Annotated in this window: 22 protein-coding genes; 4 read left to right on the forward strand and 18 right to left on the reverse strand. The window is 59.4% G+C overall.

The window, feature by feature from the left end; translation table 11 throughout:
* Positions 1-67: 67 nt before the first annotated feature.
* Positions 68-1,948 (reverse strand): arginine decarboxylase, encoded by a 1,881-nt coding sequence (gene speA, locus QU481_RS05030; protein WP_289828811.1) that lies wholly within the window; start codon positions 1,946-1,948, stop codon positions 68-70.
* A gap of 486 nt (positions 1,949-2,434) precedes the next feature.
* Here speA and QU481_RS05035 point away from each other — a divergent pair, with 486 nt between their 5' ends.
* On the forward strand, positions 2,435-2,629 hold the full coding sequence (locus tag QU481_RS05035; protein WP_289828812.1) for a hypothetical protein: 195 nt from the start codon (positions 2,435-2,437) through the stop codon (positions 2,627-2,629).
* 140 nt (positions 2,630-2,769) lie between these two features.
* On the opposite strand, the gene QU481_RS05040 is transcribed toward QU481_RS05035, so the two are convergent.
* The 5 genes from QU481_RS05040 to QU481_RS05060 all read right to left on the reverse strand — a co-directional run bounded on the left by QU481_RS05040 (position 2,770) and on the right by QU481_RS05060 (position 9,678).
* Positions 2,770-4,059, reverse strand: a complete 1,290-nt coding sequence (locus QU481_RS05040) for an NAD(P)/FAD-dependent oxidoreductase (RefSeq protein WP_289828814.1) — start codon at positions 4,057-4,059, stop codon at positions 2,770-2,772.
* 175 nt (positions 4,060-4,234) lie between these two features.
* A complete protein-coding gene (locus QU481_RS05045; protein WP_289828815.1) occupies positions 4,235-5,134 on the reverse strand; it encodes an ABC transporter permease subunit in 900 nt (299 codons plus the stop codon).
* Positions 5,127-6,044: an ABC transporter permease subunit gene (locus QU481_RS05050; RefSeq protein WP_289828816.1), complete on the reverse strand. Its 918-nt coding sequence runs from the start codon at positions 6,042-6,044 to the stop codon at positions 5,127-5,129. Before QU481_RS05050 ends, QU481_RS05045 begins: the two co-directional genes overlap by 8 nt.
* 16 nt (positions 6,045-6,060) lie before the next feature.
* The gene (locus QU481_RS05055) at positions 6,061-7,200 is read right to left on the reverse strand and encodes an ABC transporter ATP-binding protein (RefSeq protein WP_289828817.1); all 1,140 of its coding nucleotides are present in this window, start codon (positions 7,198-7,200) and stop codon (positions 6,061-6,063) included.
* A 687-nt stretch (positions 7,201-7,887) separates the two neighbouring features.
* The gene (locus QU481_RS05060) at positions 7,888-9,678 is read right to left on the reverse strand and encodes an EAL domain-containing protein (protein WP_435382720.1); all 1,791 of its coding nucleotides are present in this window, start codon (positions 9,676-9,678) and stop codon (positions 7,888-7,890) included.
* A 125-nt stretch (positions 9,679-9,803) separates the two neighbouring features.
* Between QU481_RS05060 and QU481_RS05065 the strand changes: the two genes are divergently transcribed.
* From QU481_RS05065 to astE, 3 genes are all read left to right on the forward strand, one after another.
* Positions 9,804-10,592, forward strand: coding sequence for an alpha/beta fold hydrolase (locus QU481_RS05065; RefSeq protein WP_289828818.1), 789 nt, complete (start codon positions 9,804-9,806; stop codon positions 10,590-10,592).
* A gap of 24 nt (positions 10,593-10,616) precedes the next feature.
* Positions 10,617-11,405: an enoyl-CoA hydratase-related protein gene (locus tag QU481_RS05070; RefSeq protein WP_289828819.1), complete on the forward strand. Its 789-nt coding sequence runs from the start codon at positions 10,617-10,619 to the stop codon at positions 11,403-11,405.
* Positions 11,406-11,539: 134 nt separating this feature from the next.
* Positions 11,540-12,544, forward strand: a complete 1,005-nt coding sequence (gene astE / locus QU481_RS05075; protein ID WP_289828820.1) for a succinylglutamate desuccinylase — start codon at positions 11,540-11,542, stop codon at positions 12,542-12,544.
* Between the two features lie 77 nt (positions 12,545-12,621).
* On the opposite strand, the gene flgL is transcribed toward astE, so the two are convergent.
* The 12 genes from flgL to QU481_RS05135 all read right to left on the reverse strand — a co-directional run bounded on the left by flgL (position 12,622) and on the right by QU481_RS05135 (position 23,679).
* A complete protein-coding gene (flgL, locus tag QU481_RS05080) occupies positions 12,622-13,536 on the reverse strand; it encodes a flagellar hook-associated protein FlgL (RefSeq protein WP_289828821.1) in 915 nt (304 codons plus the stop codon).
* Positions 13,537-13,561: 25 nt separating this feature from the next.
* Positions 13,562-15,370, reverse strand: coding sequence for a flagellar hook-associated protein FlgK (gene flgK, locus QU481_RS05085; RefSeq protein WP_289828822.1), 1,809 nt, complete (start codon positions 15,368-15,370; stop codon positions 13,562-13,564).
* A gap of 75 nt (positions 15,371-15,445) precedes the next feature.
* Positions 15,446-16,444, reverse strand: a complete 999-nt coding sequence (flgJ, locus tag QU481_RS05090) for a flagellar assembly peptidoglycan hydrolase FlgJ (protein WP_289828823.1) — start codon at positions 16,442-16,444, stop codon at positions 15,446-15,448.
* Between the two features lie 87 nt (positions 16,445-16,531).
* Positions 16,532-17,629, reverse strand: coding sequence for a flagellar basal body P-ring protein FlgI (locus tag QU481_RS05095; protein ID WP_289828824.1), 1,098 nt, complete (start codon positions 17,627-17,629; stop codon positions 16,532-16,534).
* A gap of 22 nt (positions 17,630-17,651) precedes the next feature.
* Positions 17,652-18,365, reverse strand: a complete 714-nt coding sequence (locus QU481_RS05100; RefSeq protein ID WP_289828825.1) for a flagellar basal body L-ring protein FlgH — start codon at positions 18,363-18,365, stop codon at positions 17,652-17,654.
* Positions 18,366-18,452: 87 nt separating this feature from the next.
* Positions 18,453-19,235 carry a flagellar basal-body rod protein FlgG gene (gene flgG, locus QU481_RS05105; protein WP_289828826.1) on the reverse strand — a complete coding sequence of 261 codons (783 nt, stop codon included), beginning with the start codon at positions 19,233-19,235 and terminating at the stop codon, positions 18,453-18,455.
* 39 nt (positions 19,236-19,274) lie between these two features.
* Entirely contained in the window at positions 19,275-20,012 is a 738-nt protein-coding gene (locus tag QU481_RS05110) for a flagellar basal body rod protein FlgF (RefSeq protein ID WP_289828827.1), read from the reverse strand.
* Between the two features lie 31 nt (positions 20,013-20,043).
* A complete protein-coding gene (gene flgE, locus QU481_RS05115) occupies positions 20,044-21,321 on the reverse strand; it encodes a flagellar hook protein FlgE (protein ID WP_289828828.1) in 1,278 nt (425 codons plus the stop codon).
* A 65-nt stretch (positions 21,322-21,386) separates the two neighbouring features.
* Positions 21,387-22,076, reverse strand: coding sequence for a flagellar hook assembly protein FlgD (locus QU481_RS05120; protein WP_289828829.1), 690 nt, complete (start codon positions 22,074-22,076; stop codon positions 21,387-21,389).
* A gap of 15 nt (positions 22,077-22,091) precedes the next feature.
* Complete coding sequence (flgC, locus tag QU481_RS05125) at positions 22,092-22,505, reverse strand: flagellar basal body rod protein FlgC (protein ID WP_289828830.1); 414 nt, start codon at positions 22,503-22,505, stop codon at positions 22,092-22,094.
* A gap of 3 nt (positions 22,506-22,508) precedes the next feature.
* Positions 22,509-22,922, reverse strand: a complete 414-nt coding sequence (gene flgB / locus QU481_RS05130; RefSeq protein ID WP_289828832.1) for a flagellar basal body rod protein FlgB — start codon at positions 22,920-22,922, stop codon at positions 22,509-22,511.
* A gap of 337 nt (positions 22,923-23,259) precedes the next feature.
* Complete coding sequence (locus QU481_RS05135; protein ID WP_289828833.1) at positions 23,260-23,679, reverse strand: OsmC family protein; 420 nt, start codon at positions 23,677-23,679, stop codon at positions 23,260-23,262.
* Between the last annotated feature and the right edge of the window lie 35 nt (positions 23,680-23,714).

Below are 23,714 nucleotides of genomic sequence, written 5' to 3' on the forward strand. Positions count from 1 at the left end.
GGCCGAACCCTCTACCGGGTTCGGCCAACCTTGGCAGGCAGGGCCGGCATATCGCCCTGCCCGTGCATTACACCGACAGGTACGACGACTGCTTCAGCCCGCGGCAGAACTCGGCGAAGTAGGCGTTGCGCTCGTCGGCGGACAGCTGCGCGGCGCGTGCCTTTTCCTCGTAGCGGTTGAGGATTTCTTCCGGCGACAGGTGCACATAGCGCAGCATGTCCTCGATGGTATCGTGTTCCTCGATGCCGGCGAACTCCAGCTTGCCGCCCTCACGCACGTAGACGTTGGCCGAATCGGTATCGCCGAACAGGTTGTGCATGTCGCCGAGAATCTCCTGGTAGGCCCCTACCAGGAATACCGCCACCAGATACTCCTCGCCCGGCGCCACTTCGTGCACCGACAGGCTCGATTCGATGCTCTGCTGGTCGACGTACTGCTTCACCTTGCCGTCCGAGTCGCAGGTCAGGTCTTGAAGCACTGCACGGCGGGTCGGCTGCTCGGCCAGGCGGTGGATCGGCATGATCGGCAGGATCTGGTCGATCGCCCAGGTATCCGGCAGGCTCTGGAATACCGAGAAGTTGCAGAAGTACTTATCGGCGAGCTTGTCAGTCAGCTCGTCGAACACCTGGCGCTGCGAGCGCTGGCTGGCCTGCAACTGGCTGTGCAGGCGGCGGCACAGTGCGGCATGCACCTGCTCGGCCACGGCCTTTTCCTTCAGCGTGATACGGCCTTCGGCGTACAGGTCGGACACGTCGGCGATGTAGTGGCTGGCGCGGTAGTAGGTCTCGGTGACCATGTCGGCGTCGGCCAGGTTCATCAGCTCGAACAGTTTCTTCACCGGCTTGGCGAGCTCGCTCGGGTCGTCGACTTCTGGCACCGTTTCCGGCAGGCGCTCGACGTCGGTCACGTTCATGATCAGCACTGCGTGGTGGGCAGTCATCGCGCGCCCCGACTCGGACAGGATGCGCGGATGCGGAATGCCGTTCTCTTCGCAGAACTCGGCCAGCATCGACACGATCACGCTGGCGTACTCGTCCATGTCGTAGTTGATCGAGCTGTCGTTGCGCGAGTGGGTGCCGTCGTAGTCGACCCCCAGGCCGCCGCCGACGTCGACATGATCGATCGGCATGCCCAGCGCACGCAGCTCGGCGAAGTAGCGGATCGCTTCGCGGAAGCCGGCGCGGTAGTCGCCGATGTTGGCAATCTGCGAGCCCATGTGGAAGTGCATCAGGCGCACGCAGTCGCTCATGCCAGCGTCGGCGAGCTTGTCAGTAACCGAGATCAGCTGCGCGGCCGACAGGCCGAACTTGCCCTTGTCACCGCCAGTATCGGCCCACTTGCTCGACGCCAGCGACGACAGGCGCACGCGAACGCCCACGGTTGGCCGAACGCCGAGACGCTTCGACTCTTCGATCACCAGGTCGACCTCGGACTCTTTCTCGATGACGATGAACACCTGGTGGCCGAGCTTCTGGCCGATCAGCGCAAGGCGGATGAAATCGCGGTCCTTGTAACCGTTGCAGACGATGGTGCCGCCCTTGGGCGCCAGCGCCAGCACCGCCATCAGCTCAGGCTTGGAGCCAGCCTCAAGACCGATCGACACGTCGCGAGTAGCGATGATGCTCTTCACCACCGCCTCCTGCTGGTTCACCTTGATCGGGTAGATTGCGGTGTAGCGGTTGTTGTAGCCGATCTGGGCGATAGCATTATCGAAGGCGCGGCACAGTCGGGTAACACGGTCCTGCAGGATGTCCGGGAAGCGCACCAAGAGCGGCAGATCGAGCCCCTTGTCGCCGAGCGTATGCGCCAGCTCGAACAGATCGATCGTGTGCGCCTCGCGCGTGTTCGGCTTCACCGTCACCCGGCCATCGTCCCCGACGTCAAAGTAACCCGAACCCCAATGCCGGATGCCATACAGGCTCCGGCTGTCAGCCACAGTCCATGCCATGAGTATTCCTCAAGTAAAGCCATAGAAATCACGCCCCTTAGTGCACGGCTGCGGGCCAACGTTTGCCAAGGATGTCGGGGCGGTGCAATGCTGTTTGCACTGCACTATAGAAAATCAGAATGAGGGCGGATTGTAGGCAGCAAGGGGGGTGAGGACAAGTGAAATTTTAAGCTGTCCAATTTAATGAACAGCCTAGCAAATCAAGGCTTTAGAAGGGGTCTGACAATCCGGTTTGACATTGGCAAAACTGTCAAAAAATCAGTCGACAATCTCCAAACCGTCCGATGCACAGGGCGTCGCACCTTGCCAGTCAGTGTGGAAAATTTTCGACGGCCGTCATTCCGTAATAAACATTTGATTTCTAGGCGAAATTTTTTATGCATCAAATATTGATATATCGACAAAAACTCTCAACCAACTGAATATTAATGTTTTTTTCACAAATCAGGCGTAAGATGCCGCTATCTTCATCACCACAAGACCTGCATGTTTACGTTGCGCCGTTCCTCCACCCGTACCACCCACAACCGTCAGCAATCGTCCGACAACTACCTATTCACCGCCCCTCTCCAGCTTGCCGCCCGTGTCAGCCTCTACGCCATGCTGATCGGCGCCTTCGGCTCCAGCCGTGAAATTTCCAGCACCAAACCCCGCACACGTCGCCCACGGCACAGCTGCTGACCTCTGATCCGTCGTTTCCCCCGTAGCCACTCCCCGAACCTAACGTTCAAGCCATAAGCAAAGCCGGTGAACCCGACGCTTGCCATCGGATTCACCGGCTCTTGACTACCGACACCATCGGCGGTGTCAGGCAAGACTGTTCAGAAATAGTCGCGCAATCGGTAATAGGCCATGCCCAGCACCAAGGCCGGTGTGCGCAGTAACGGTCCGCCAGGAAAGTCGCGATGGCGCAGCTTCTCGAACAAGTCGAGCCTCCCCGCGCTGCCGGCAATCGCCTCGGCCACAACCTTGCCGGCAAGACCGGTCACGTTGACACCGTGACCCGAGAAGCCCTGCAGGTAGTAGACATTGCTCGATAACCTGCCGAAGTCCGGCGCGCGGTTCAGCGTGATGTCGCAATAGCCGCCCCAGGCGTAGTCGATCTTCACGTCGGCCAGTTGCGGAAACACCCGCAGCATGTCCTTGCGCATCGCCTCGGCCAGGTGATGCGGCTCGCGCCCCGAATAGCTGACCTTGCCGCCGAACAGCAGGCGATGGTCGGCCGACAGCCGGTAATAGTCGAGCACGAAGTTGGTATCGCACACCGCCATATTGTTGGCAATCAGCCGCTTCGCGCGCGCCTCGCCCAAGGGCTCGGTGGCGATCACGTAGGTGCCGGCTGGCATGATGCGCCGATCCAGCGACGGTATCAGCTTGCCGATATAGGAATTGCAGGCCAGCACCACCTCGGTGCAGGTCACCACGCCGTGCTCGGTAACGACGCGTGGCCGTCCACCCTGCTCCAGTTTCACCACCGGCGAGTTCTCGTAGATCACCACCCCGGCCGCTTCGGCCGCACGGGCAAGCCCGAGGTTGTAGTTGAGCGGATGGATGTGGCCGGAAAAATCGTCGTACAGCCCCCCCTGGTAACGCTCGGAGCCGACCTGCTGTCGCAGCGTCGCCTTGTCCCACAGCGTCAGGTGACGGTAGCCGTAGCGGTTGGCCGCCTCCTCGCACCAGTCCTGCAACTCGCCCATCTGGCCGGGCTTGACCGCCACACTGGCGAAACCGCGCGTCCAGTCGCAGTCGATGCCATGCTGGCGCACCCGCTGATCGATGATATCGACCGCCTCCACCGACATGTCCCACATCGCACGGGCCAGCTCGTCGCCGAGCTGGCTGCGGAGGGTGTCGATATCGCAGGCATAGCCGGCAATCACCTGGCCGCCGTTGCGCCCCGACGCACCGAAACCGATGCGCGAACCCTCGAGCAACACGACCTGGAAGCCCTTTTCGGCCAGGTTGAGCGCGGCCGAGATACCAGACAGGCCGCCGCCCACCACACAGACATCGCACGACACACCCCCTTTCAGCTCCGGGTGCAACGGCCACGGGACGGCGGTCGCAGCGTAATACGATGGGGCGTGGGGCTGGCGGGCGAAGTCGAGCATAGCTACCTCTGGGTCGGTGGATGACAGGATGGATCAGGGAATGGTCAGGTTCACTACGGTTTCCTCGCGTGCGGCGATGAGGGTGCCGCAACAAGGTTGACCGGAAGCGGCCAGTGCCGCTTCCGAGGAAAACAAACGGCGCGTGCCGAAGCCCGCGCCGTGATCGGTACAACTGTTACGCCAGGCTGACGGCGGCCTTAGCGTTGCCGACGCCGTTCTGCTGATCGGCATCGTCGCCACGCATCGCGGCGGCAATCGCCTTATCGCGCTTGCGCTGCGCGTTCATCATCAGGTAATTGGCGACGATGACGATGGTGCCAACCACCAGTACGGTGATCGTAGCCAACGCGTTGATCTCCGGATTCAGCCCCAGGCGCACCTTCGAGAAGATCACCTGCGGCAGCGTGGTCGAGCCCGGGCCGGACAGGAAGGCAGTGGTCACCAGGTCGTCCAGCGACAGCGTCACCGACAGCAGGAAGCCCGATGCGATCGCCTGCGACACCAGCGGCAGCGTGATCTTGAAGAAGATCTTCACCGGCCGGGCACCCAGGTCCATCGCCGCGTCCTCCAGCGACTGGTCGATCTCCATCAGCCGCGAGCGCACCACCACCGCCACATAGGCCATGCACAGCGTGGTGTGGCCGATCCAGATGGTGAAGAAGCCGCGCTCTGACGGTGCTCCGAAGAACTGCTGCATCGAGATGAACAGCAGCAGCATCGACAGGCCAGTGATCACTTCCGGCATCACCATCGGCGCGGTCATCATGCCGGCAAACAAGGTGCTACCGCGGAAGCGCTTGAAGCGCGCCAGCACGAAGCCAGCCACCGTGCCGAGCACCACCGCCGCACAGGCGCTGGCCAGCGCGATCTTTACCGACAGGAGCACCGCCGAGATGATCTGGTCGTTCTGGAACAACGACCCGTACCAGCGGGTGGAGAAACCGCCCCACACCGTCACCAGCTTCGACGCGTTGAACGAGTAGACGATCAGGCTCAGGATCGGCACATACAGGAACAGGTAGCCCAGCGCCAACACGCCCTTCAGGAACCAGGACAAACGGCCGTCGTTATACATGTTTCTCTCCCTCCAGTTGGCGGGTCTCGAAGCGGTGGAACAGCGCGATCGGCACGATCAGCAGCAACACCATGAAGGTCGCCACCGCCGAGGCCATCGGCCAGTTGTTGTTGTCGAAGAACTCGTTCCACAGCACCTTGCCGATCATCAGCGTATCCGAACCACCGACCAGCTCCGGGATCACGAATTCACCCACCGCCGGGATGAACACCATCATCGCACCCGCGATGATGCCGTTCTTCGACAGCGGCAGGGTGATCTTCCAGAATGCCCGCAGCGGCCGTGCACCCAAATCATTGGCCGCTTCCAGAAGGCGCAGGTCCATCTTCACCAAGTGCGAATACAGCGGCAGGATCATGAACGGCAGGTACGCATACACCATCACCAGGTACAGCGAGAAGTCGTTGTGGAACAATTGCAGGGGCTCGTGCACGATGCCGGTCGCCATCAGGAACTGATTGATCAGCCCGTTCTGGTTCAACAGGCCCATCCACGCGTACACCCGCAGCAGGAACGAAGTCCAGAACGGCAGCATCACCGCCAGCAACAGGCCGTTGCGGATCTCCGGGCGTGCCCGGGCGATCGCATACGCAATCGGGTAGCCGATCAACAGGCAGCACAGCGTGGTAACAAACGCCACCCGCAGCGACGACAGATAAGTATCGGCGTACAGCGCGTCGGTCAGGATGAACTGGAAGTTCGCCAGGTTGAGCGCGATGTTCAGCGTCCCGTCGTCGCCGTAGCTCACCAGATGGGTGAACGGCGGGATCGCCACATCCTGAGCGGCGAAACTGATTTTCAGCACGATCAGGAACGGGATCAGAAAGAACACCATCAACCACAGATAAGGCAGACCGATCACTGCGCCGCGGCCCGGCTTCACCCGCTTCAGAAGTCGTTTGAGGTCCATGATTGCTCCTCGCTCCTTAACGGGTCAGCACGACAGGCAGGTCGGAACGCCAGCTGACGAACACCGGGTCCCCCCAAGTCGGCGGCTCTTCGCCGGCCTCGTACCAGCGCGACGACGGCACGGTCGACTTCACCACCTTGCCGCTGGCGAGCTTGATGTGATAGATCGAGAAGCTGCCGAGGTAAGCGATGTCCTCGACCTTGCCCTGTGCGGCATTGTGGCTATTGGCCGGCGGACGGCGATCCAGACGCACGTCTTCCGGACGGATACTGGTCCACACTTCCATGCCCTTCGGACCGGTGATGCCGTGGTCGATCAGGATGCGGCTGCCCAGTTGAGCCGACTCAATCTCGACACGATCCGGTTCGTCCACCACCACCTGCCCCGGGAACAGATTGGTCTCGCCGATGAACTCGGCGGTGAAGCGACAGTTCGGGTATTCGTAGATTTCGGACGGGGAGCCCACCTGCAGCAGATGGCCGTCACTCATGATGCCGATGCGGGTCGCCATCGTCATCGCCTCTTCCTGGTCGTGGGTCACCATGATGCAAGTCACACCGACCTTCTCCAGCGTGTTGACCAGCTCCAGCTGGGTCTGCTGGCGCAGCTTCTTGTCGAGCGCGCCAAGCGGCTCATCGAGCAGCAGCAGTTTCGGCCGCTTAGCCAGGCTGCGCGCCAAGGCGACGCGCTGCTGCTGGCCGCCAGAGAGCTGGTAGGGCTTGCGCTTGGCGTACTTGCGCAGCTGTACCAGATCGAGCATTTCCATCACGCGGGCATTGATCTCGCCCTTGGGCAGCTTGTCTTCCACCAGGCCGAAGGCAATGTTCTCCTCCACCGACATGTGCGGGAACAGCGCATAGCTCTGGAACATCATGTTGATCGGGCGATCGTACGGCGCCAGCATCGTGATGTCCTGACCGTCCAGGATGACCTTGCCCGAGGTCGGGCGCTCCATGCCGGCCAGCATGCGCAATAGTGTCGACTTACCGCAGCCGGAGCTGCCCAACAGCGCGAAAATCTCATGCTGGCGAATGGTGAGGTCGACGTGATCGACCGCAAAGTTGTCGCCGAACTTCTTCACAAGTCCTGCGATCTGCAGGTACGGACGTTCGGAGGTCGTGGCCGCCGGGGCCGGTTTTACAGCAGCTTCCATCATGCTTTCACTCCCTAAATTCCCAAGGGCCAGCAACAACTAGCCCTACACAGGCAGTTGCGACGGTGTCGCTAAAAACTGTTCGGACGATAGTCCGATGGTCGGTGCAAAACGCGCTCTAGCGCTCCGGATCATCCGCGTCGAGATGCGGGCGCGGCAGGTTGCGTCCCTGACGGCTGCTCAGACGCTCAGCCGGCAGCAGAGGATGCAAATAGGGAGCCGGGGGGGAGGAAGAAGTCGCGGTCGTCGGAGCGACGAACTCACGTTTAAGCTGCGATTGGCTCAGGGCCAAAGGAGACGTGTCGGCAACAGCCGAAACGTCAGCCGAATGCGCCTTGTCCATCCAGGCAGATGGGCGCTTCGATCGGGGCGGGACCCGTAACATAGAGACTCCTCTTCTCCTTTGCAGTATCCCGGAAGGGACTGCTCTCCACCAACAGCGGCCTAAGGAGGCATCGCTGCGTGCACTGTTCATGTCTTGTTGTGGTGGGCTGTTCTAGTTTCGTTGATGAAACCTGCTTGAGCACAGCTTACCCCACGTTTAATAAAATTGACAAGATACAAATGGATATCCCGTATGGAAACGGAAAAGAAGGCAACACATCGCCCTGCGCAAGAGGCGAACGGGTCTTAACTACGCATTCAGACCACGAACGGGACTGGAAGCAGCTGCCGCCCGTGTTTAATTAGTCAAACAATGCTTTCCACGGTGGACGGCTGCACGATAAAGAGCTGGCTACCGGGCTCGGTCTTGGCCGACTTCTTCGCATCGGCCGCGGCCAACGCCACGTCGTAAGGGGAATGATACTGCCCTGCACGCACCAGCAGCACACCGATCGATACCGAAGTGAGCGGAAAAAAACTCACCATGCCGTTTCTATCAACCATCTCGAAGCCACCCGCCTCGCGATGCGAGGCATCGAAATGCGTCCAGACGATCGAATCGAAGCGCAACAACAGCCGCTGAAGCCGAGCCTGCCAGTCCAAGCTTTGCATCAACACCACGAAGTCGTCGCCACCAATGTGGCCAACGAAATCGCTGTGCGGATCCATTTCCTCAAGTAGCAGCTGCGCCAACCTCAGGATCAAACCGTCCCCTGCCGAATACCCATATAAATCGTTAAACGGTTTGAAATTGTCGAGGTCAGCATACGCCACCACAAACGACTCTCCCGACTCGAGCAAGCGGTTGATCGTTTCATGGATCGGCACATTGCCAGGCAACCCCGTCAGCGGGTTAGCGTAGCGAGCCGTCGAAATCTGTAGATCGGTGACCCGGCGCACCAGCTCCAGACCGGTACCCATCCCGAGATAACGCCCGTCGCTGGTGATGATGAAACCATCGACCAGATGATTGCGCTCACCAGCCACCATCAGATGCGACAACTCGAGCAAGCCCAGATCGGCCGACACCACCAGCGGCTGCGGATCCATCAACAAACGGCAGGGCTTCTTGCCATACAACTCACGGTTGAACGGTCGGGCGAAACGTTCGAGAAAGTCCTGCCGCCGTAGCAAGCCAACCGGCAGGCCATTGTCGACCACCGGCAGCGCCATGCAGGTGGGGGTGTCGGAGAATCGCTGATAGGCCTGCTCATTGGCGACCTCCGGCCCCATCGGCTCCACCGATACGGCAAGATCACGAACAACCGGCTGTTGAGGGGCAACCCGACGCCCCAGCTGACCAAAATGCGGGCTAGGGGCAAGCTTGCGAGGCGGCTCGGGCTGCGGCGGTGCTATCAGATAGCCCTGACCATAGCGCACACCGATCTTGCGCAGCACCATCAGCTCAGCCGTCGTCTCTATCCCCTCTGCGACCAGTTTGGCCCCAGCGACCCGCGCCATGTCGAGCAAAGAGCGGACAAATTGCTCCTTAACCGGGTCGTTAGCCAGATTCTGTATCAGATACTTGTCGAGCTTCACCCATTCCGGGCGCAACTCTGACCACATCCTGAGATTCGCAAAGCCCTCGCCCAGATCGTCGAGCGCCAGCGCAAAGCCTTGCTCACGCCAGTGCGCAGCAGCCTCGCGCAGCACGGCGTAGCAGCAGTTCGGACGATGCTCGGTCAACTCGATGATCATCCGGGAGGCAGCAAGACCGCTCGAACTCTCCAGCTCTGCCGCCTGTATGGGGCCAGCCACCACGGTGTCGGGCAACAGATTGAGAAACAACTGCCCCGGAAGAGAGAGCTCGACGAACCGCTGCACCGTCACATCGCGGCAGGCGCAGTCCAGCTCGTAGGACATGCCGAGCCGTGCGGCCGCTTCAAAAAGCGCCAACGGCGTCGATAAAGAACTATCGGCCGGCGGCCGAATCAATCCTTCATAGCCGACGATGTCGCCATTGCTCAGATCGACGATAGGTTGAAATACTGAAGACAGCTTGCGCAGCAAGATCAAGCGCTCCAGCTCCCGTTGTTCCGGGGACAAAATGGGCTGAAGCGACGGTATGGCAAATGGGGTAGGCGAAATAAGTTCCACTGAAAATCGTTCTGACCGGAAATTGCCAAAATGCTAGCAAATCGGCATGACGCCCCGATGACGGAGCGTTTAATACCACGCCGGCATTAATGAACCGGGCAAGGCCCGCACAAGGGGATGCTGACATGCCATACACAACCCATCGGGGACATCGGCTGTATTACGAGGAAAGTGGTCGAGGTGAACACCCCCTGTTACTGCTCAACGGCCTGACCATGTCCACCGCTGGCTGGACGCTGCTGCTGCCTCGCCTTGAGGCACGCTACCGACTAGTACGAACCGATCTGCTCGGTCAGGGGCAGAGCGACAAGCCACTCGGCGACGCCTACTCGCTGCCCGAACAGGCCGAGCTGGTCGCCCATCTGCTCGACACCCTGGAAGTCGAGCGCTGCCACGTAGTTGGTCTATCGTACGGCGGCATGGTCGCCCAGCACTTGGCGCACCTACACCCGGAAAGAATCGACCATCTGGTGCTGGCTGCCACCCTCGCCTGCTCCGACGCGGTCGACAAAGCCATTGCCGCCAGCTGGGTCGCCGCAGCCAAAAGCGGAGGGACCGAGTTGCGTTTCGCCGTCAGCCTGCCCTGGCTGTTTTCCAACCGCTACCTCTCCAGCCACCCGGAGCAAATCAGCGAACTAAAAACCGTTGCGACATTGTTCGATTGGGATGCCGTGCTACGGTTGCTCGCCGGCATGCGCGAACATGACGCACGTACCTGGCTGCCGACCATCAGCGCGCCGACCCGGGTCATTGTCGGCAGCGAGGATCGCTTGACGCCGCTGCATCAATCAGAAATGCTGTCAACATACATGCCGCACGCGCAGCTTGTCCCCATTCCCGGCGCCGGGCATGCACTACACCTTGAGTCCGCCGAGCAATTCGCCCGCCTGGTGATGGAATTCTGCCCAGGTTGAGCCCCCCCCTACCGAGGAGGTCACATGCACCAAACCACCGTCTTGCTGCACGTCGATCCACGCGGCGTGGCCACTGTCACCCTCAACCGCGCCGAGTTGCACAACGCCATCGACGATGAAACCGCCAGCCTGCTTACAGCAACACTAGAAACTTTGGCCGATGACGATAGCGTCCGCGTCGTCGTATTGACCGGCAGCGGCATCAGTTTTTCTGCCGGCCACGACAGCGACTGGATGCGCCACATGGCGAGCTTCAGCGAAGCGCAACTGCGCCACCACGCACAACAGCTGTCACGACTGCTGCGCACACTGGATACCTTGCCCAAGCCGACGATCGCCCGCATCCCGGGCTCGGCATTCGGACTGGGTGCAGGTCTGGTCGCCTGCTGCGACATTGCGATCGGCGCCTCCGAAGCGCTGTTCAGCTTCAGTGACGTGAAGCTCGGCGTGATCCCGGCTTTGTCGGCACCGTATGTGGTGCGCGCCATCGGGCCGCGCGCCGCCCGCCGCTATTTTGTCAGTGCCGAGCGCTTCAACGCCGGCAAGGCCAAGCGCCTTGGCCTGCTGCACCAGGTCGTCGAACTCGATGAACTCGACAGCGCGGTCGAGCACTGTGCCAGCCACCTGCTGATCAACGGCCCGAATGCAATGCGTGCAGCCAAGCAACTGATCGCATTGATCGACTCGCGCGAACTCGACGACGACCTGTTCGAAGACGCCATCGACGCCATCGTCAAGGTTCGCGCCAGCGAAGAGGGGCGCGAGGGCATACATGCCTTCCTGGAACAACGCAAACCCAACTGGCTCGACTAGCCTGGAACAACGACCCGCTCCCGAGCGGGTTTTTTACACGCTGACGCCATCCATTTACATAGCTGCGGCAATACCGTCTGCCGCCATGAATTCTTGCTTAGACTGTCAAGCATCGCTCAACGCTTCGGACTGCCATGATTAGCGCCCTGCCCTTCGACGATTTTCTCGCTGCCACGCTGCGACAGCAGCCACCCCTTGCCGACACGTTGTCGCTTGGCGAACTAACGCTCAGCTGGCCCGCAGCAGGCATGTTGCGATTGACCCCCAAGGCCCTGCCCGATGGAACCGATCGGGTGCTGCTCAGCGCCGGGGTGCACGGCAACGAAACCGCTCCTATCGAGGTCTTGGCGGGCATCGTCGCCGATCTCTTGGCCGGTCGCCTAACACTGGCGGTTGACCTGCAGGTCTTGTTCGGCAACCCGGATGCGATGCGTGTTGGCGAGCGCTATCTCGACTACGACATGAACCGGCTGTTCAACGGTGCACACCAACAGCAGCCGCTCGCGCGTGAGTCCGCCCGGGCAGCACAACTGGAAGCACAGGCCGACGCCTTCTTCTCCAGCAGCCCGACCGGTGCCCGGCGTCTCCACTATGACCTGCACACCGCAATCCGTGGCTCAGTCTACGAAAAATTCGCGATCTACCCCTTCTTGCACGAGCGCGAACACAATCAAGAGCAACTGGAATGGCTCACCGCCTGCGGCGTAAACACCGTACTGCTGCACAGCGCACCGGCCAATACCTTCAGCTATTACACCAGCCGTCACCACCTAGCCGATTCGTTCACGCTGGAACTGGGCAAGGCACGCCCGTTTGGCGAGAACGATCTGACTCGCTTCGCCGGCATCGATGTAGCCCTGCGCGCCCTGGTCAGCGGTCAACAGCCCCCCCGCTCTGCCGACGATTCACTGCACCTATTTCGTGCCAAGTACAACCTGATCAAGGCCAGCGACGCATTCCGCCTGCATCTGGCCGATGATGTCGAAAACTTCACGACGCTGCCCGACGGCTTCCTGATCGCCGAAGATGGCGATACACGCTACGTGGCCAGTGGCGGCGAGGAACGCATCCTATTCCCCAACCCCAAAGTGCAGAATGGCTTGCGCGCGGGGATCGTAGTCGAGCCAGTCACACTGTAGGAAACCGTTCGGCCGATCTGGTCGCCATGAAAAAAGCCGGCATCTGCCGGCTTTTTTAGTCCCTTGCGACTGAAGGCTTACATCTTATTGAACAGGCTCAACCCCTGCACCTTCTGGAACACCAGCTGCGAATATTGCAACGAAGACTGGGCCATCAGCAAATCGCTGCTCGCCTTGGCCATGTCGAGGTCCTGCAGCTTGCTCAACGCCGTCTGATACTGCAAGTCGAGGTCACTACCATTGGCACTCATGGCATCATTTTGGTTCTGCCGCGCACCGATCGACGCATCGGCAGTCAGCACACGCTGTTGATCATCATCGAAACTGCTGATGATATTGCTCAGCTGGGAGGAGAAGTTGGCCGGTTGAGGATTCTGCCCCAGCAAGCTAATGAACTGCTGAACGTCGTCAAAAGCCTTGGTCGGTTGGGTGCCATTACCGAATACTAACGAGCCAACCTCGGTCACCGAAATCTGACTAGACGGGCTCACCTGCACATCGCGCTGCCCGGTATCCCCCTGGTAAGTCGTCACCCCAGTTGCGCCATTGAACACAAACGGCGTCTTACTAATTGCATTACCGGCAAATAGATAGTTACCTTGCCCATCCCGAGTGTTTCCGTAGCCAACCAGAGTTTGGAACATCTGGTTCGCCTGAGTCTGAATGTGCTGCAGATCGGTCGTTGTCAGAATTGCATTTCCAGCCGAAACCGCCAGCGTTTTCAACTGCTCCATCAGATCAGACACACTCTGCAACGTCTGGCTCGATGTCGACAACGACGAATCGACCGCTTTGGTATTGGTGACGAACTGGCTGTTACGCCCTTCCGACTGATTCAGCTGGAGGATCTGCGCTGATGCAATTGGGTCATCTGAAGGATTGTTCACCCGCTTCATCGTCGAGATCTGTTGCTGTAATTGCGCCAGATTCGACTGGCCCTGGGCCATCGCACCAGCGCCAAAATCATAGAAAGAATTGGTACTGACTCGCATCAGTCTACTCCATTAAATCGGTTGATCAGCCGCCAATAGCGATAAGGCTCTGGAACATCTGTTGAGCGATCGTGATCAGCTTGCTGGAGGCTTGGTACGCCTGCTGATAGCGCAACATGTTGGTTGCCTCCTCGTCCAGGTTCACACCCGATACCGACTGCTGAGCCTTGGTCACCTGCTGCAGGGTATTGCTCTGCGCAGTCGAGGCAGACTGCACCTGATTAGTCGTACTGCCGACCGTGCTCACCAAAGTGGCATAAAAACTTTGCACGCTCGTCATACTACTGCCAGCAGCACCGCGCACACCGGTATTCACGACGGGCGCCGTCTGCAGGTTGGCAATGCTCAGCAAATTACCGTTGTCCCCGGTGCCGATCGGCGCAGCATTCGGCACCACAGTAAACGTCATCCCGGCCCCCAATTGGGCCGACAATTTGAATTGGATACCGACATCGGTCGTCGCCGGCGCGACCCCCGTAACGAGCTTGTAGCCGTTCGACACAGTCGGGTCCGGCACAATGTTATAGACCGCGCCGTTCGCAGGACCACCAGTGATGGTGGCTTGCATGGTGTTCCCATTGATGGAGATAAAACCGGCCGGACCGACATTCGCCGGGTGGCTGGCCGGGTTCGGTGCGGTCAGAGGTGGGCCTGCGGTCCAGCCGTAATTACCCGGCAATGTGCTGGATACCCCTGTCAGCGCCACGCCATTCGACACAGGATTACCCGCTGGCACCGTCGAAGGGGTGGCTGACATCAGATTGGACGCCATCGGCAGCTTCTGCGGATCAGTGATCAGCATCTGCAGGTTCTGTGTGGCCGCGGCCGGATTGTTCACGTAGCTGGTCAGGTCGGTAAACATCGGACCACCCGTATTGCCGTTCAGGTCGACACCGAGTTGGCTCTGATAGTTCATTGCGGTCGAAAAGTCGATCGCCATGTTTCCCAACTGGGTCTGGGCGTTCTTCAACGCTCCGTCACGGACAGTAAACAAACCCGCCAGCGTCCCTCCATTGAGAGAATTGGTACCAATTACGGTATTGGTGCCGTTCGGGCTGGTCAGCGTCAGCTGCACGTCTTGCGGATCAGCCGGGTCGGGCTGGGTCGCTAAATGATTCACAGAATTGCCCTGCACCAGAGCCTGTCCGGAGCTGAGAAACACGCTGTAGCTACCATCGGCCTGGACGATGGCGCTAACGCCAACTTGCTGGTTCAGCTGCGACATCGCTTGGTCACGCTGGTCCATCAGGTCGTTGGGAGCCCCCTGTCCTGACAACGCCGTGATCTGCTGGTTAAGCTTGCTGATGGTATCGACCAGTGCATTGACGCTGCCAACCGACGAGGTAATCTGCGCGTTGGCCCCGTTGTGCAATTCGGTCAAGCGCGAATCAATCGACTGAAACTGACTCGCCAGCGCCTGCCCCATGCTGATCACGCTTTGACGACTCGGCAATGAGGAAGGCTGGGACGACAGGCCCTGCAGGGCGCTATAGAAGTTCTGGAGACTTGAACTCAAGCCACTGCTGCTGTCGGACATGGCGCTATCGAGCTGATTGAGGAAGGTCAGCTGCGATTGATAGCTACTGTTCTGAGTGCTGGCATGCTGTACCTGTTGCGTCAGGTACTTGTCATAGACCCGGCTGACCGAATTCAGATCGACGCCGGTACCAAAAAACGACGACCCAAACCCCAAGGGACTACGATTCGACAGGTTGACTACCTGGCGGTTATAGCCAGGGGTATTGACGTTGGCAATGTTGTTGCCAATGACGCTCAAGCCCCCTTGTGCGGCATTCAGCCCGCTCAAACCAATTCCGTAGATATCTACCGGCATAATTCCTCACTCCCTTTTGCGTTGTTATCGGTCGTAGCAGGACAAACTTGACCCGCAATCCTCACTCAACGCATATCAACTACCACTGCCTCTGCTCAATAAGGCGCTTGCGACATCAGTCAGCTTCTTGGCATAACGCGGGTCCGTAGCGTAGCCAGCATTTTGCAAGCCTTGTGCAAATCCCTGCAGGTTCTGCCCCTGGCCGAGTACCGCCTTATAGCGTGGGTTGTTCGACAGTAGCTTCGCGTAGTCTGTCAGCGACTCGGCATAGGACGAGTAAGAGCGGAAGCGGGCCACTTTCTTCTGGGGGGCACCGTTTACATACTCGGTGGTCAGCACGTCGACAGTTGGCCCGTTCCAATCCGACGATGCCTTGATGCCAAACAGGTTATGACTATCGCGGCCGTCGGCATGGCGGATCGCCCGCTTGCCCCAACCACTTTCCAATGCCGCGTGAGCGACGACCAGCGCAGGGGCCACGCCAAGCGTCTGTGCCGCCTGGCGCGCATCTGGCAGCACCGCCTTGACGAACTCGCGCGCATCGGTCGACACCGCCGTGCCGCCGCCCCCCAAACCTCCACCGCCTCCGTTGCCGCTCAGGGCATCAAGGTTTGCACTGGCGTGTAGTGCCAGGGCCTGCAAGCGATCGGCCACATTGGCCTGTGCACTGTGATAAGTGCCGGAAGACACCGGGGGCAACGGTGCGAGATCCACGGTATGACCCGCAATGTCTTTCTCGGTCACACCCGCCAGCTTGCCGATCTGCTTCGCCAGTACCTCACCCAGCCCCACCCCACCCGCCTGGGTAAGGTTCTGCACCAACTGCTGATCGAACAGCCCTTGGTAGGTATCCATATCGCTGGACTTTTCCTCGCCGTCGAGCGATGTCGTGCGCATCTGTTTGACCAGCGTATCGAGAAACAGCGCCTCGAACTGGCTCGCAACCTGCTTGATGGCAGCGCGCTGATCCTTGCCCGCATGCGTTTTCAACGCGTTAAGCGCAGTGGGGTCGGCAGCCAGCGCATTACTGTCAGCGCCAAGGGGGCGGATAAAGGGAGAAGTCGATAGACTCATGAAGTCTCCTGAGCAGGCCGCAGCGGTTCGGCCAACCTTAGGATTGGGATCGGCGGGCCGGCGCACTGTGCCGGCCCGGGAACAGGATTAAATGATTTGTAGCTCGGCTCGCAATGCACCAGCCGCCTTCATGGCCTGGAGCACCGACACCAGGTCGGCCGGCGTTGCACCGACCGCATTTAGTGCATTCACCACTTGGTTCAGGTTGGCACCACGCGGCAGGCTGACTACCTTGCCCTGATCCTGCTTGACGCTGATATCCGCCTGGTTGGTGACAACGGTGCGACCATTCGAGAAGGGGGCCGGCTGACTGACCTGCGGAGTGTTGTTGATCGTGACCGACAGATTGCCATGGGCGACCGCAACCGGGTCGATAGTGACGGCTTTGTTCATCACCACCGAGCCGGTACGGGCATTGATGATCACCAGCGGCGACACTTCGCCTGGCTCGACATGGATGTTCTCGAGTCGGGCGAGGAACGACACGCGTTGACTCGGATCCTGCGGCGCTCGAACTTCGATCATGCGACCGTCGATGGCGCGAGCAGTGTCGTAGCCGAAATTCTTGTTGATGGCCTGTACGGCGCGGTTGGCAGTGGTGAAGTCCGATTCGGTCAATTCCAGCTGCACCACCGGCCCTTCGTTGAGGCTGCTGTTCACCTCACGCTCCACCGTGGCGCCATTCGGGATGCGCCCCGCATTGAGCTGGTTGATCTGCACCTTGCTGCCAGCAGCCGAGGCACCGGCGCCACCGATCACAACGTTACCCTGGGCCATTGCGTAGACCTGGCCATCCGCCCCGCGCAGCGGCGACAGCAGCAAGGTACCGCCACGCAGGCTCTTGGCATCCCCCATCGAGGAAACGGTCACATCGATGGACTGACCACGACGAGCGAACGCAGGCAGCGAGCTGGTGATCATCACCGCGGCGGCGTTCTTCGGATCAATCCGTACCCCGGCCGGCACCTGAACACCCAGTTGAGACAGCATGTTGCTCATCGACTGCACGGTAAACGGCGACGAACTCTGCTTGTCGCCGCTGCCATCGAGGCCTACTACAAGACCATAGCCGATCAGCTGATTGGAGCGCACGCCACCGAAACTGGCGATGTCCTTGATCCGTTCGGCAAAGGTCGGCACTGACAGGCTCATGGCGACCAAGGCGAGGAAGACAAAACGTTTCATGATATTCCAGACTAAATCGACATCAGAACGGCAGCACCGACTGGAAAATCCGGGTCAGCCAACCCGGATCGGCATAGCGGCGATTATTGCCTTCGGTTTGCTGCTCGATACGGGCATCGGCCACCTTGGTAGATGAGATCTGATTGCCCGGCAGGATATCGCGCGGGTTCACCACGCCAGAGAGGCGGACGAACTCGTTCTCACCGTTGACGCGAATCTGCTTCTCTCCACTGACCACCAAGTTACCGTTGGCCAACTGCTCGATCACCGTCACAGTGATCGAGCTGGTGAACGAACTACTGTTGCTGTTGCTACCCTTGCCGGTGGATGCCAGCGCTCCCGTGCCATTGAGCGAGGTATTGGCCAGCTTTTGCTCCATGTAACCGGGAAAGAACGGCAAAGAGACACTAGGCAAACTGGCGCTCGCCGAACCAGTTCGGCTGCCTGTGCTCTGCTCCGAGTTGCTGACACTGGTCTGCTCCTGGATCAGCACCGTCAGCGTATCGCCCACCATGGCCGGGGCCCGGTCTTGAAACAGCGGCCGGAAGTTGGCCTGCTGGAAGATCGAACCATTGGCCTGTGCCTGCACCGGTACCGGCTGCGGCCGCGCCGTCATTGGCTGCTGGATGATCGACGGCTGCTGGAAAGCACAGGCGCTAAGCACTGCGGCAGCCGACGGCAATAACACGAGGCGGCCAAGCCGCACGTAGGACAGGAAAAAGGTTGGCCGAATCATCGCTGCATCTGTATCCGAAGGCCGGCAATCCATCGCCGGCCAAAAACTAACACGCCCGAGGGGCGACCCAAATGTCGCCCGTCATTATTACAGCTGGGCGACGCGCTGCAACATTTCGTCGGCGGTCTTGATCGCGCGCGAGTTCATTTCGAACGAACGTTGCGCCTGAATCATATTCACCAGTTCGGTCGTCACATTGACGTTCGAGTCCTCCAGCCAGCCTTGCATTACCGTCCCGCGGCTGTCGGCTCCCGGATCCCCATCCTGCGGGGCACCCGACGCGGCAGTTTCCAGGTACAGGTTCTGGCCAATACTGTCGAGCCCCTGCGGGTTGATAAAGGTTGTCAGCTGGATGATGCCGGCGTTTTGCAAGGCGGTGTTGCCCGGCACGGTGTACTGCACTACGCCGACACTGGAAATGGTGACATTGGTAGCATTGGCCGGGATATTGATGTTCGGGTCCAGCTGATAGCCATTGGAGTTAACAATGTCGCCGTTCTCATTGCGGTGAAACTCGCCATCACGCGTATAGGCGATCGTCCCATCCGGACGGGAGAGGCGGAAGAAACCATTTCCCTGAATTGCCAAGTCGAGTGGCTGCGAGCTTTGCTCAAGGTTTCCCTCGGTGAACACCTTCACCGCGGCCACCGGAGTCGAGCCAGAACCTACCTGCAGGCCGGTCGGCACGGTATTGCCATTGGTCAACTGAGCACCCGGCTGGCGGATGGTCTGGTAGTACAAGTCCTCGAACACGGCCTGGCCGCGCTTGAAGCCCTTGGTATTCACGTTGGCCAAGTTGTTGGACGTCACGTCGAGCTGGAACTGGCTCGAGTCCATCCCCGTCTTGGCAATGTAAAGGGCGCGCATCATGGCGATTATTCCTTTTGATTATCCGTCTTTATCCGTCGATCAGTTGATAGCCAGAATCTGGTTGGCATGCTTATCGTCTTCGTCGGCGGTTTGCATCATTTTTATGTTCAGATCGAACTGGCGCCCATGCGAGATCATCTGCACCAAAGAGTCGACAGCATTCACGTTGCTGTTCTCAAGCGACCCCGGCACGAGGCTGACATTGGCATCGGCCTGTGCCACGCCTCCGCCCTGCAGATGGAACAAGCCGTCGCCCCCTTTGTAGACCGCACGGTCGCCAGGATTGACCAGCTTGATCTGAGCCACGGTCTGCGGAACGATCGGAGTCTGTCCCTGATCGACCGGAAACGCCGACACTGTGCCATCGCTGGCGACATTGATCTTCATGCCTTGCGGCACCGTGATCGGCCCCGTATCCGACATAATCGGCAGGCCGCTGCGAGTACGCATCATACCGGCATCGTCGACGACGAAGCCGCCATCGCGGGTATAGGCCTCGCTCCCATCTGGAGCTTGCACCGCAAAGAAACCCGCCGTACCGACGGCAAAGTCATTGTCGCTACCGGTCTGCTGCATGCTCCCGGCAGTCATATTGTGGCCGACGGTGCTGTCGACTACATAGGTACGGGTCGGGGCACCCTGCCCAACTACGGGCAGAGCGCGGAACGCCACCATGTCGGCCTTGAAGCCGATGGTGTGTACGTTGGCGAGGTTGTTCGACGTCGTTGTCTGTTGCATATCGACGTGCTTGGCGCCGTTCATCGCCAGAAACAGCATGCGATCCATGATCTACTCCTAATCCCGCTGATTAACGCAGGTTGATCAGGGTCTGCATGACCTGGTCTTCTGTCTTGATGGTCTGCGCATTGGCCTGGTAGTAGCGCTGAGCAGTGATCATATCCACCAATTGGCTGGTCAGGTCGACGTTGGAGTCTTCCAGCGCGCTGGCGGTAATCAGGCCTGCATTGGAGGCGCCCGGCTTGTTGACCGCCGGCGAGCCCGAATCCGAGGCTTCAACCCAGCGGTTGCCCCCCTGTTGCTGCAGGCCTTGTGGATTGGCGAAAGTCGCCAATGCCAGTTGGCCGACAGTCTTGGTCTGACCGTTGGAGTAGTTGGCGGTCAACACGCCGTTCTTGTCGAATGCGAAGTTGGTCAGCTGACCCGGCGGGTAGCCGTCGCCCTGGTTGGTCACGATGGCATTTTGAGACGCAAACTGCGTAGTGCCGGTAAGGTCGATAGCAACATTGAACGGTGCGGCCGAACCCGTTGCCGATGGCACCGCCACGGTAAACGGAGTAGTCGGGGTAGCCAGCGTGCCGTTGTTGTTGAAAGTAATGGTTTGAGCAGGAGCAATCGGTGCGGCACCACCATCTGCAAAGACCGAAACAGTCCATTGGTTCGCCACCACTGGATCTTTGACATAGTAGTAATTCAGCGTGTGCGTGTTGCCGAGGCTGTCGTACACATTGGTCGAAGACGTATAGTTGTATGTGTTCGAGTTGGCTGGATTCAATGGAGGCGATGCCGGAGCAGCAGGCGGCGGAGCCAACAGCGGCGCTGTCGACGCCGAATTGAGATTGACCGACAGAGCAACGTTCGAAGTGGCCTGGGGAGGCTGCTGGGCAGTGGAGAGCATCAGATCAGAGACCGGCCCCGGGGTAATCACGCCATTCGCATTCGCCATCCAGCCCTGCAGGCGGTCGGTGCCGTTGACGATGTAGCCGTTCTTGTCCTGCTGAAACTGACCTGCGCGAGTGTATGAGATCGAGCCAGTCGAATTGGCGGTGGTGCCGCCAGTCGGATTCTTGACGATGAAGAAGCCGTTACCGTTGATCGCCAAGTCGAGATTGCGGCCAGTGCTAGTGATGTTGGCTGTGTTGAAGCCCTGAGTCACCCCGGCAACCTGCACACCAATACCGGCTTGGTTCGTCGCCGCGCCAGAGGAAAACCCGTTGGCGTACATGTCGGCGAACTCGGCACGAGAACCCTTGAAGCCAACCGTGGATGCATTGGCCACGTTGTTGCCGATCACGCTCAGTTGCTGGGACGCTGCGTTAACACCACTCAAAGCCTGCTGAAAGCCCATTACACGCTCCTGAATTATTCTGGAAGTTCTGTTGTGTCGTTATGATTTGGTTTGTCGTGATGCGATCAGCTCAGCTGCACTACGTCACCCAGCGAGTGCTGCTGACCGTCACCGGTCACTAGCAACGGCACGCCCTGGTTCCAGGTCACCGCATTGACGTTCTGATAGCCGTAGGTCGTTGCTGCCACGGACGTCCCAGCATTGTCGACGGCCTTGGCCGAGAAGGTGTAAGTACCCGCAGGCAAGCGATTGCCATTGCTGTCGGCACCATCCCAGGAGAAGTTGTTGAGGCCGGTCTTCGGCGAAGAAACCTGTAGCGTATCGACCACTTTACCGTTGCCGTCCGTCACGGTGATCTGCATCGCGGCCGCAGCACTGTTCAATGCCACCCCACCCTGCACATCGCCGCTGCTGCCCAAGGTCAAGCCGTTGCCCGCCACCATCACCTGATGGCCGACCAGAGACGTGGCCATCATCGCCTGGTTCGCCACCTGCGACTGCAGCACCTGCCCCATCGTCGTATTAAGCTTCTCCAGACCACCGACAGTGCTGATCTGCGCCATCTGACTAGTCATCTGACTATTGTCCATCGGGTTGAGTGGATCCTGCGCCTTCAACTGCGTTACCAGCAAGGTGAGGAACTGGTTCTGGATATCCGAGGCACTGCCTGTGTTGCCGAGCACCGAGCTGGCGGAAGAGGTACTCGACGTTCCGCTGGCACTCGTCTGGTTGTTGTTTACGCTACCGATAGTCATGCTCTAAGCCTCGCCTCAGGCAGAACCCAGCTGCAGAGTCTTCTGCATCAGGGTCTTGGTGGTGTTCATCATTTCGACGTTGGTCTGGTAGGAACGGGAGGCCGAGATCATGTCAGCCATCTCCTCGACCGGGTTGACGTTCGGCAAGGTAATGTAGCCCTTGGCATCGGCCAGCGGATTGCCCGGGTCGTATTTCATCTTCGGTGGGGTGGTGTTTTCCGCCACCGCCGTCACCCGCACGCCGGCAACGCGCGGCTCGCTGGCCGAGACCGGGGTCACCGTGAAGATGGCGTGCCGAGCCTTGTAAGGATCACCAGTTGCACTGGTCGAGCTGTCGGCGTTGGCAAGGTTACTGGCGACGAGGTTCAAGCGCATCGACTGAGCAGTCAGCGCAGAACCGGCGATCGAAAACACATTAGAAAGCGACATGTATTACTGGCCTCCCTTGATCGCCTCGGACAGGTTGGCGATGCGGCGGTTGAGGAATGTCAAACTGGCTTGATACTTCATGGCATTGTCGGTGAACTGCGCACGCTCGATATCCATATCGACGGTGTTGCCGTCGAGGCTGGGCTGTACCTGTGAGCGATACAACAGGGCGGTCTTGTCGTCGAAGCCGGGCAAACCACCCCCGTTGATATGCTGTGGGCTAGTCGTCGCCAAGGCGAGCGTCTTCTGCCCGTTGCCGGCGGCAGCTTGCATCGCCGCCTTGAAATCTAGGTCAACTGCCTTGTAGTACGGCGTATCGGCGTTGGCGATGTTACTGGCGATCACCTCGGCACGCTGCGCACGCGTGTCGAGCGCACGTTGCTGAAAATCGAAATGCTTGGCGATCTTGTCGAGCATAGTTAGGGGTTCTCCAAAGCTTCGCAGCTTGTAGCACGATTCATGCCAGGATAATTAATTGCATGATCGTTCAGCAATTCCATACAAATACGCCCGCAATTTAAAAGCAGTGACCTTGCAACGGCAAGAATTGCCGCTTCTCGCCGGCAATTTGTCGCCAAACAGCGACAATCCCGACGGCAATGTTATCCGGTTTTTTTGTCCACGGCTTTATGCCACAACCATCATGCGAGCCCAACATTTGTCGCCATTACTCGAAAACAACACAATTTATGCAAATAGCAACGATCAGAAAAGGGCGTGCCGCCTTGCTATGGCGATACACCCTGCTCAGCACTCAGGCGTCTTCGCGAACCTCGAAGTCGTGGGTGATGTCTGCGGTCTTGCCTAGCATGATCGATGCCGAGCAATACTTCTCGGCAGACAGTTTGATGGCGCGCTCGACAGTCTCCGGCTTCAGATTTCGCCCCACCACCACGAAGTGGAAATGGATCTTGGTGAACACCTTGGGCTCGGTGTCTGCGCGCTCGGCGTCCATTTCCACCCAGCAATCGCGCACATCCTGGCGTGACTTCTTCAAAATGCTGATGACGTCATAACTGGTGCAGCCAGCCGTACCCATCAGCAAGAGTTCCATTGGACGCGGCCCGAGGTTACGACCGCCCCCCTCCGGGGCACCATCCATCACCACCGCGTGGCCGCTGCCGGTCTCGCCCATGAAGCACACGCCGTCCACCCACTTCAATCTGCCTTTCATTGTCTCTCTGCCCAAAGTTTTAAAGCTAACGGCAT

The sequence above is a fragment of the Crenobacter oryzisoli genome (genome assembly GCF_030385785.1).
GTDB classification, from domain to species: Bacteria; Pseudomonadota; Gammaproteobacteria; order Burkholderiales; family Chromobacteriaceae; genus Crenobacter_A; species Crenobacter_A oryzisoli.

Bases quoted from the DNA above. Each gene is read 5' to 3' on its own strand.
- speA (WP_289828811.1), bottom strand. From the start codon at position 1,948: ATGGCATGGACTGTGGCTGACAGCCGGAGCCTGTATGGCATCCGGCAT.
- QU481_RS05035 (WP_289828812.1), top strand. From the start codon at position 2,435: ATGTTTACGTTGCGCCGTTCCTCCACCCGTACCACCCACAACCGTCAG.
- QU481_RS05040 (WP_289828814.1), bottom strand. From the start codon at position 4,059: ATGCTCGACTTCGCCCGCCAGCCCCACGCCCCATCGTATTACGCTGCG.
- QU481_RS05045 (WP_289828815.1), bottom strand. From the start codon at position 5,134: ATGTATAACGACGGCCGTTTGTCCTGGTTCCTGAAGGGCGTGTTGGCG.
- QU481_RS05050 (WP_289828816.1), bottom strand. From the start codon at position 6,044: ATGGACCTCAAACGACTTCTGAAGCGGGTGAAGCCGGGCCGCGGCGCA.
- QU481_RS05055 (WP_289828817.1), bottom strand. From the start codon at position 7,200: ATGATGGAAGCTGCTGTAAAACCGGCCCCGGCGGCCACGACCTCCGAA.
- QU481_RS05065 (WP_289828818.1), top strand. From the start codon at position 9,804: ATGCCATACACAACCCATCGGGGACATCGGCTGTATTACGAGGAAAGT.
- QU481_RS05070 (WP_289828819.1), top strand. From the start codon at position 10,617: ATGCACCAAACCACCGTCTTGCTGCACGTCGATCCACGCGGCGTGGCC.
- astE (WP_289828820.1), top strand. From the start codon at position 11,540: ATGATTAGCGCCCTGCCCTTCGACGATTTTCTCGCTGCCACGCTGCGA.
- flgL (WP_289828821.1), bottom strand. From the start codon at position 13,536: ATGCGAGTCAGTACCAATTCTTTCTATGATTTTGGCGCTGGTGCGATG.
- flgK (WP_289828822.1), bottom strand. From the start codon at position 15,370: ATGCCGGTAGATATCTACGGAATTGGTTTGAGCGGGCTGAATGCCGCA.
- flgJ (WP_289828823.1), bottom strand. From the start codon at position 16,444: ATGAGTCTATCGACTTCTCCCTTTATCCGCCCCCTTGGCGCTGACAGT.
- QU481_RS05095 (WP_289828824.1), bottom strand. From the start codon at position 17,629: ATGAAACGTTTTGTCTTCCTCGCCTTGGTCGCCATGAGCCTGTCAGTG.
- QU481_RS05100 (WP_289828825.1), bottom strand. From the start codon at position 18,365: ATGATTCGGCCAACCTTTTTCCTGTCCTACGTGCGGCTTGGCCGCCTC.
- flgG (WP_289828826.1), bottom strand. From the start codon at position 19,235: ATGATGCGCGCCCTTTACATTGCCAAGACGGGGATGGACTCGAGCCAG.
- QU481_RS05110 (WP_289828827.1), bottom strand. From the start codon at position 20,012: ATGCTGTTTCTGGCGATGAACGGCGCCAAGCACGTCGATATGCAACAG.
- flgE (WP_289828828.1), bottom strand. From the start codon at position 21,321: ATGGGCTTTCAGCAGGCTTTGAGTGGTGTTAACGCAGCGTCCCAGCAA.
- QU481_RS05120 (WP_289828829.1), bottom strand. From the start codon at position 22,076: ATGACTATCGGTAGCGTAAACAACAACCAGACGAGTGCCAGCGGAACG.
- flgC (WP_289828830.1), bottom strand. From the start codon at position 22,505: ATGTCGCTTTCTAATGTGTTTTCGATCGCCGGTTCTGCGCTGACTGCT.
- flgB (WP_289828832.1), bottom strand. From the start codon at position 22,922: ATGCTCGACAAGATCGCCAAGCATTTCGATTTTCAGCAACGTGCGCTC.
- QU481_RS05135 (WP_289828833.1), bottom strand. From the start codon at position 23,679: ATGAAAGGCAGATTGAAGTGGGTGGACGGCGTGTGCTTCATGGGCGAG.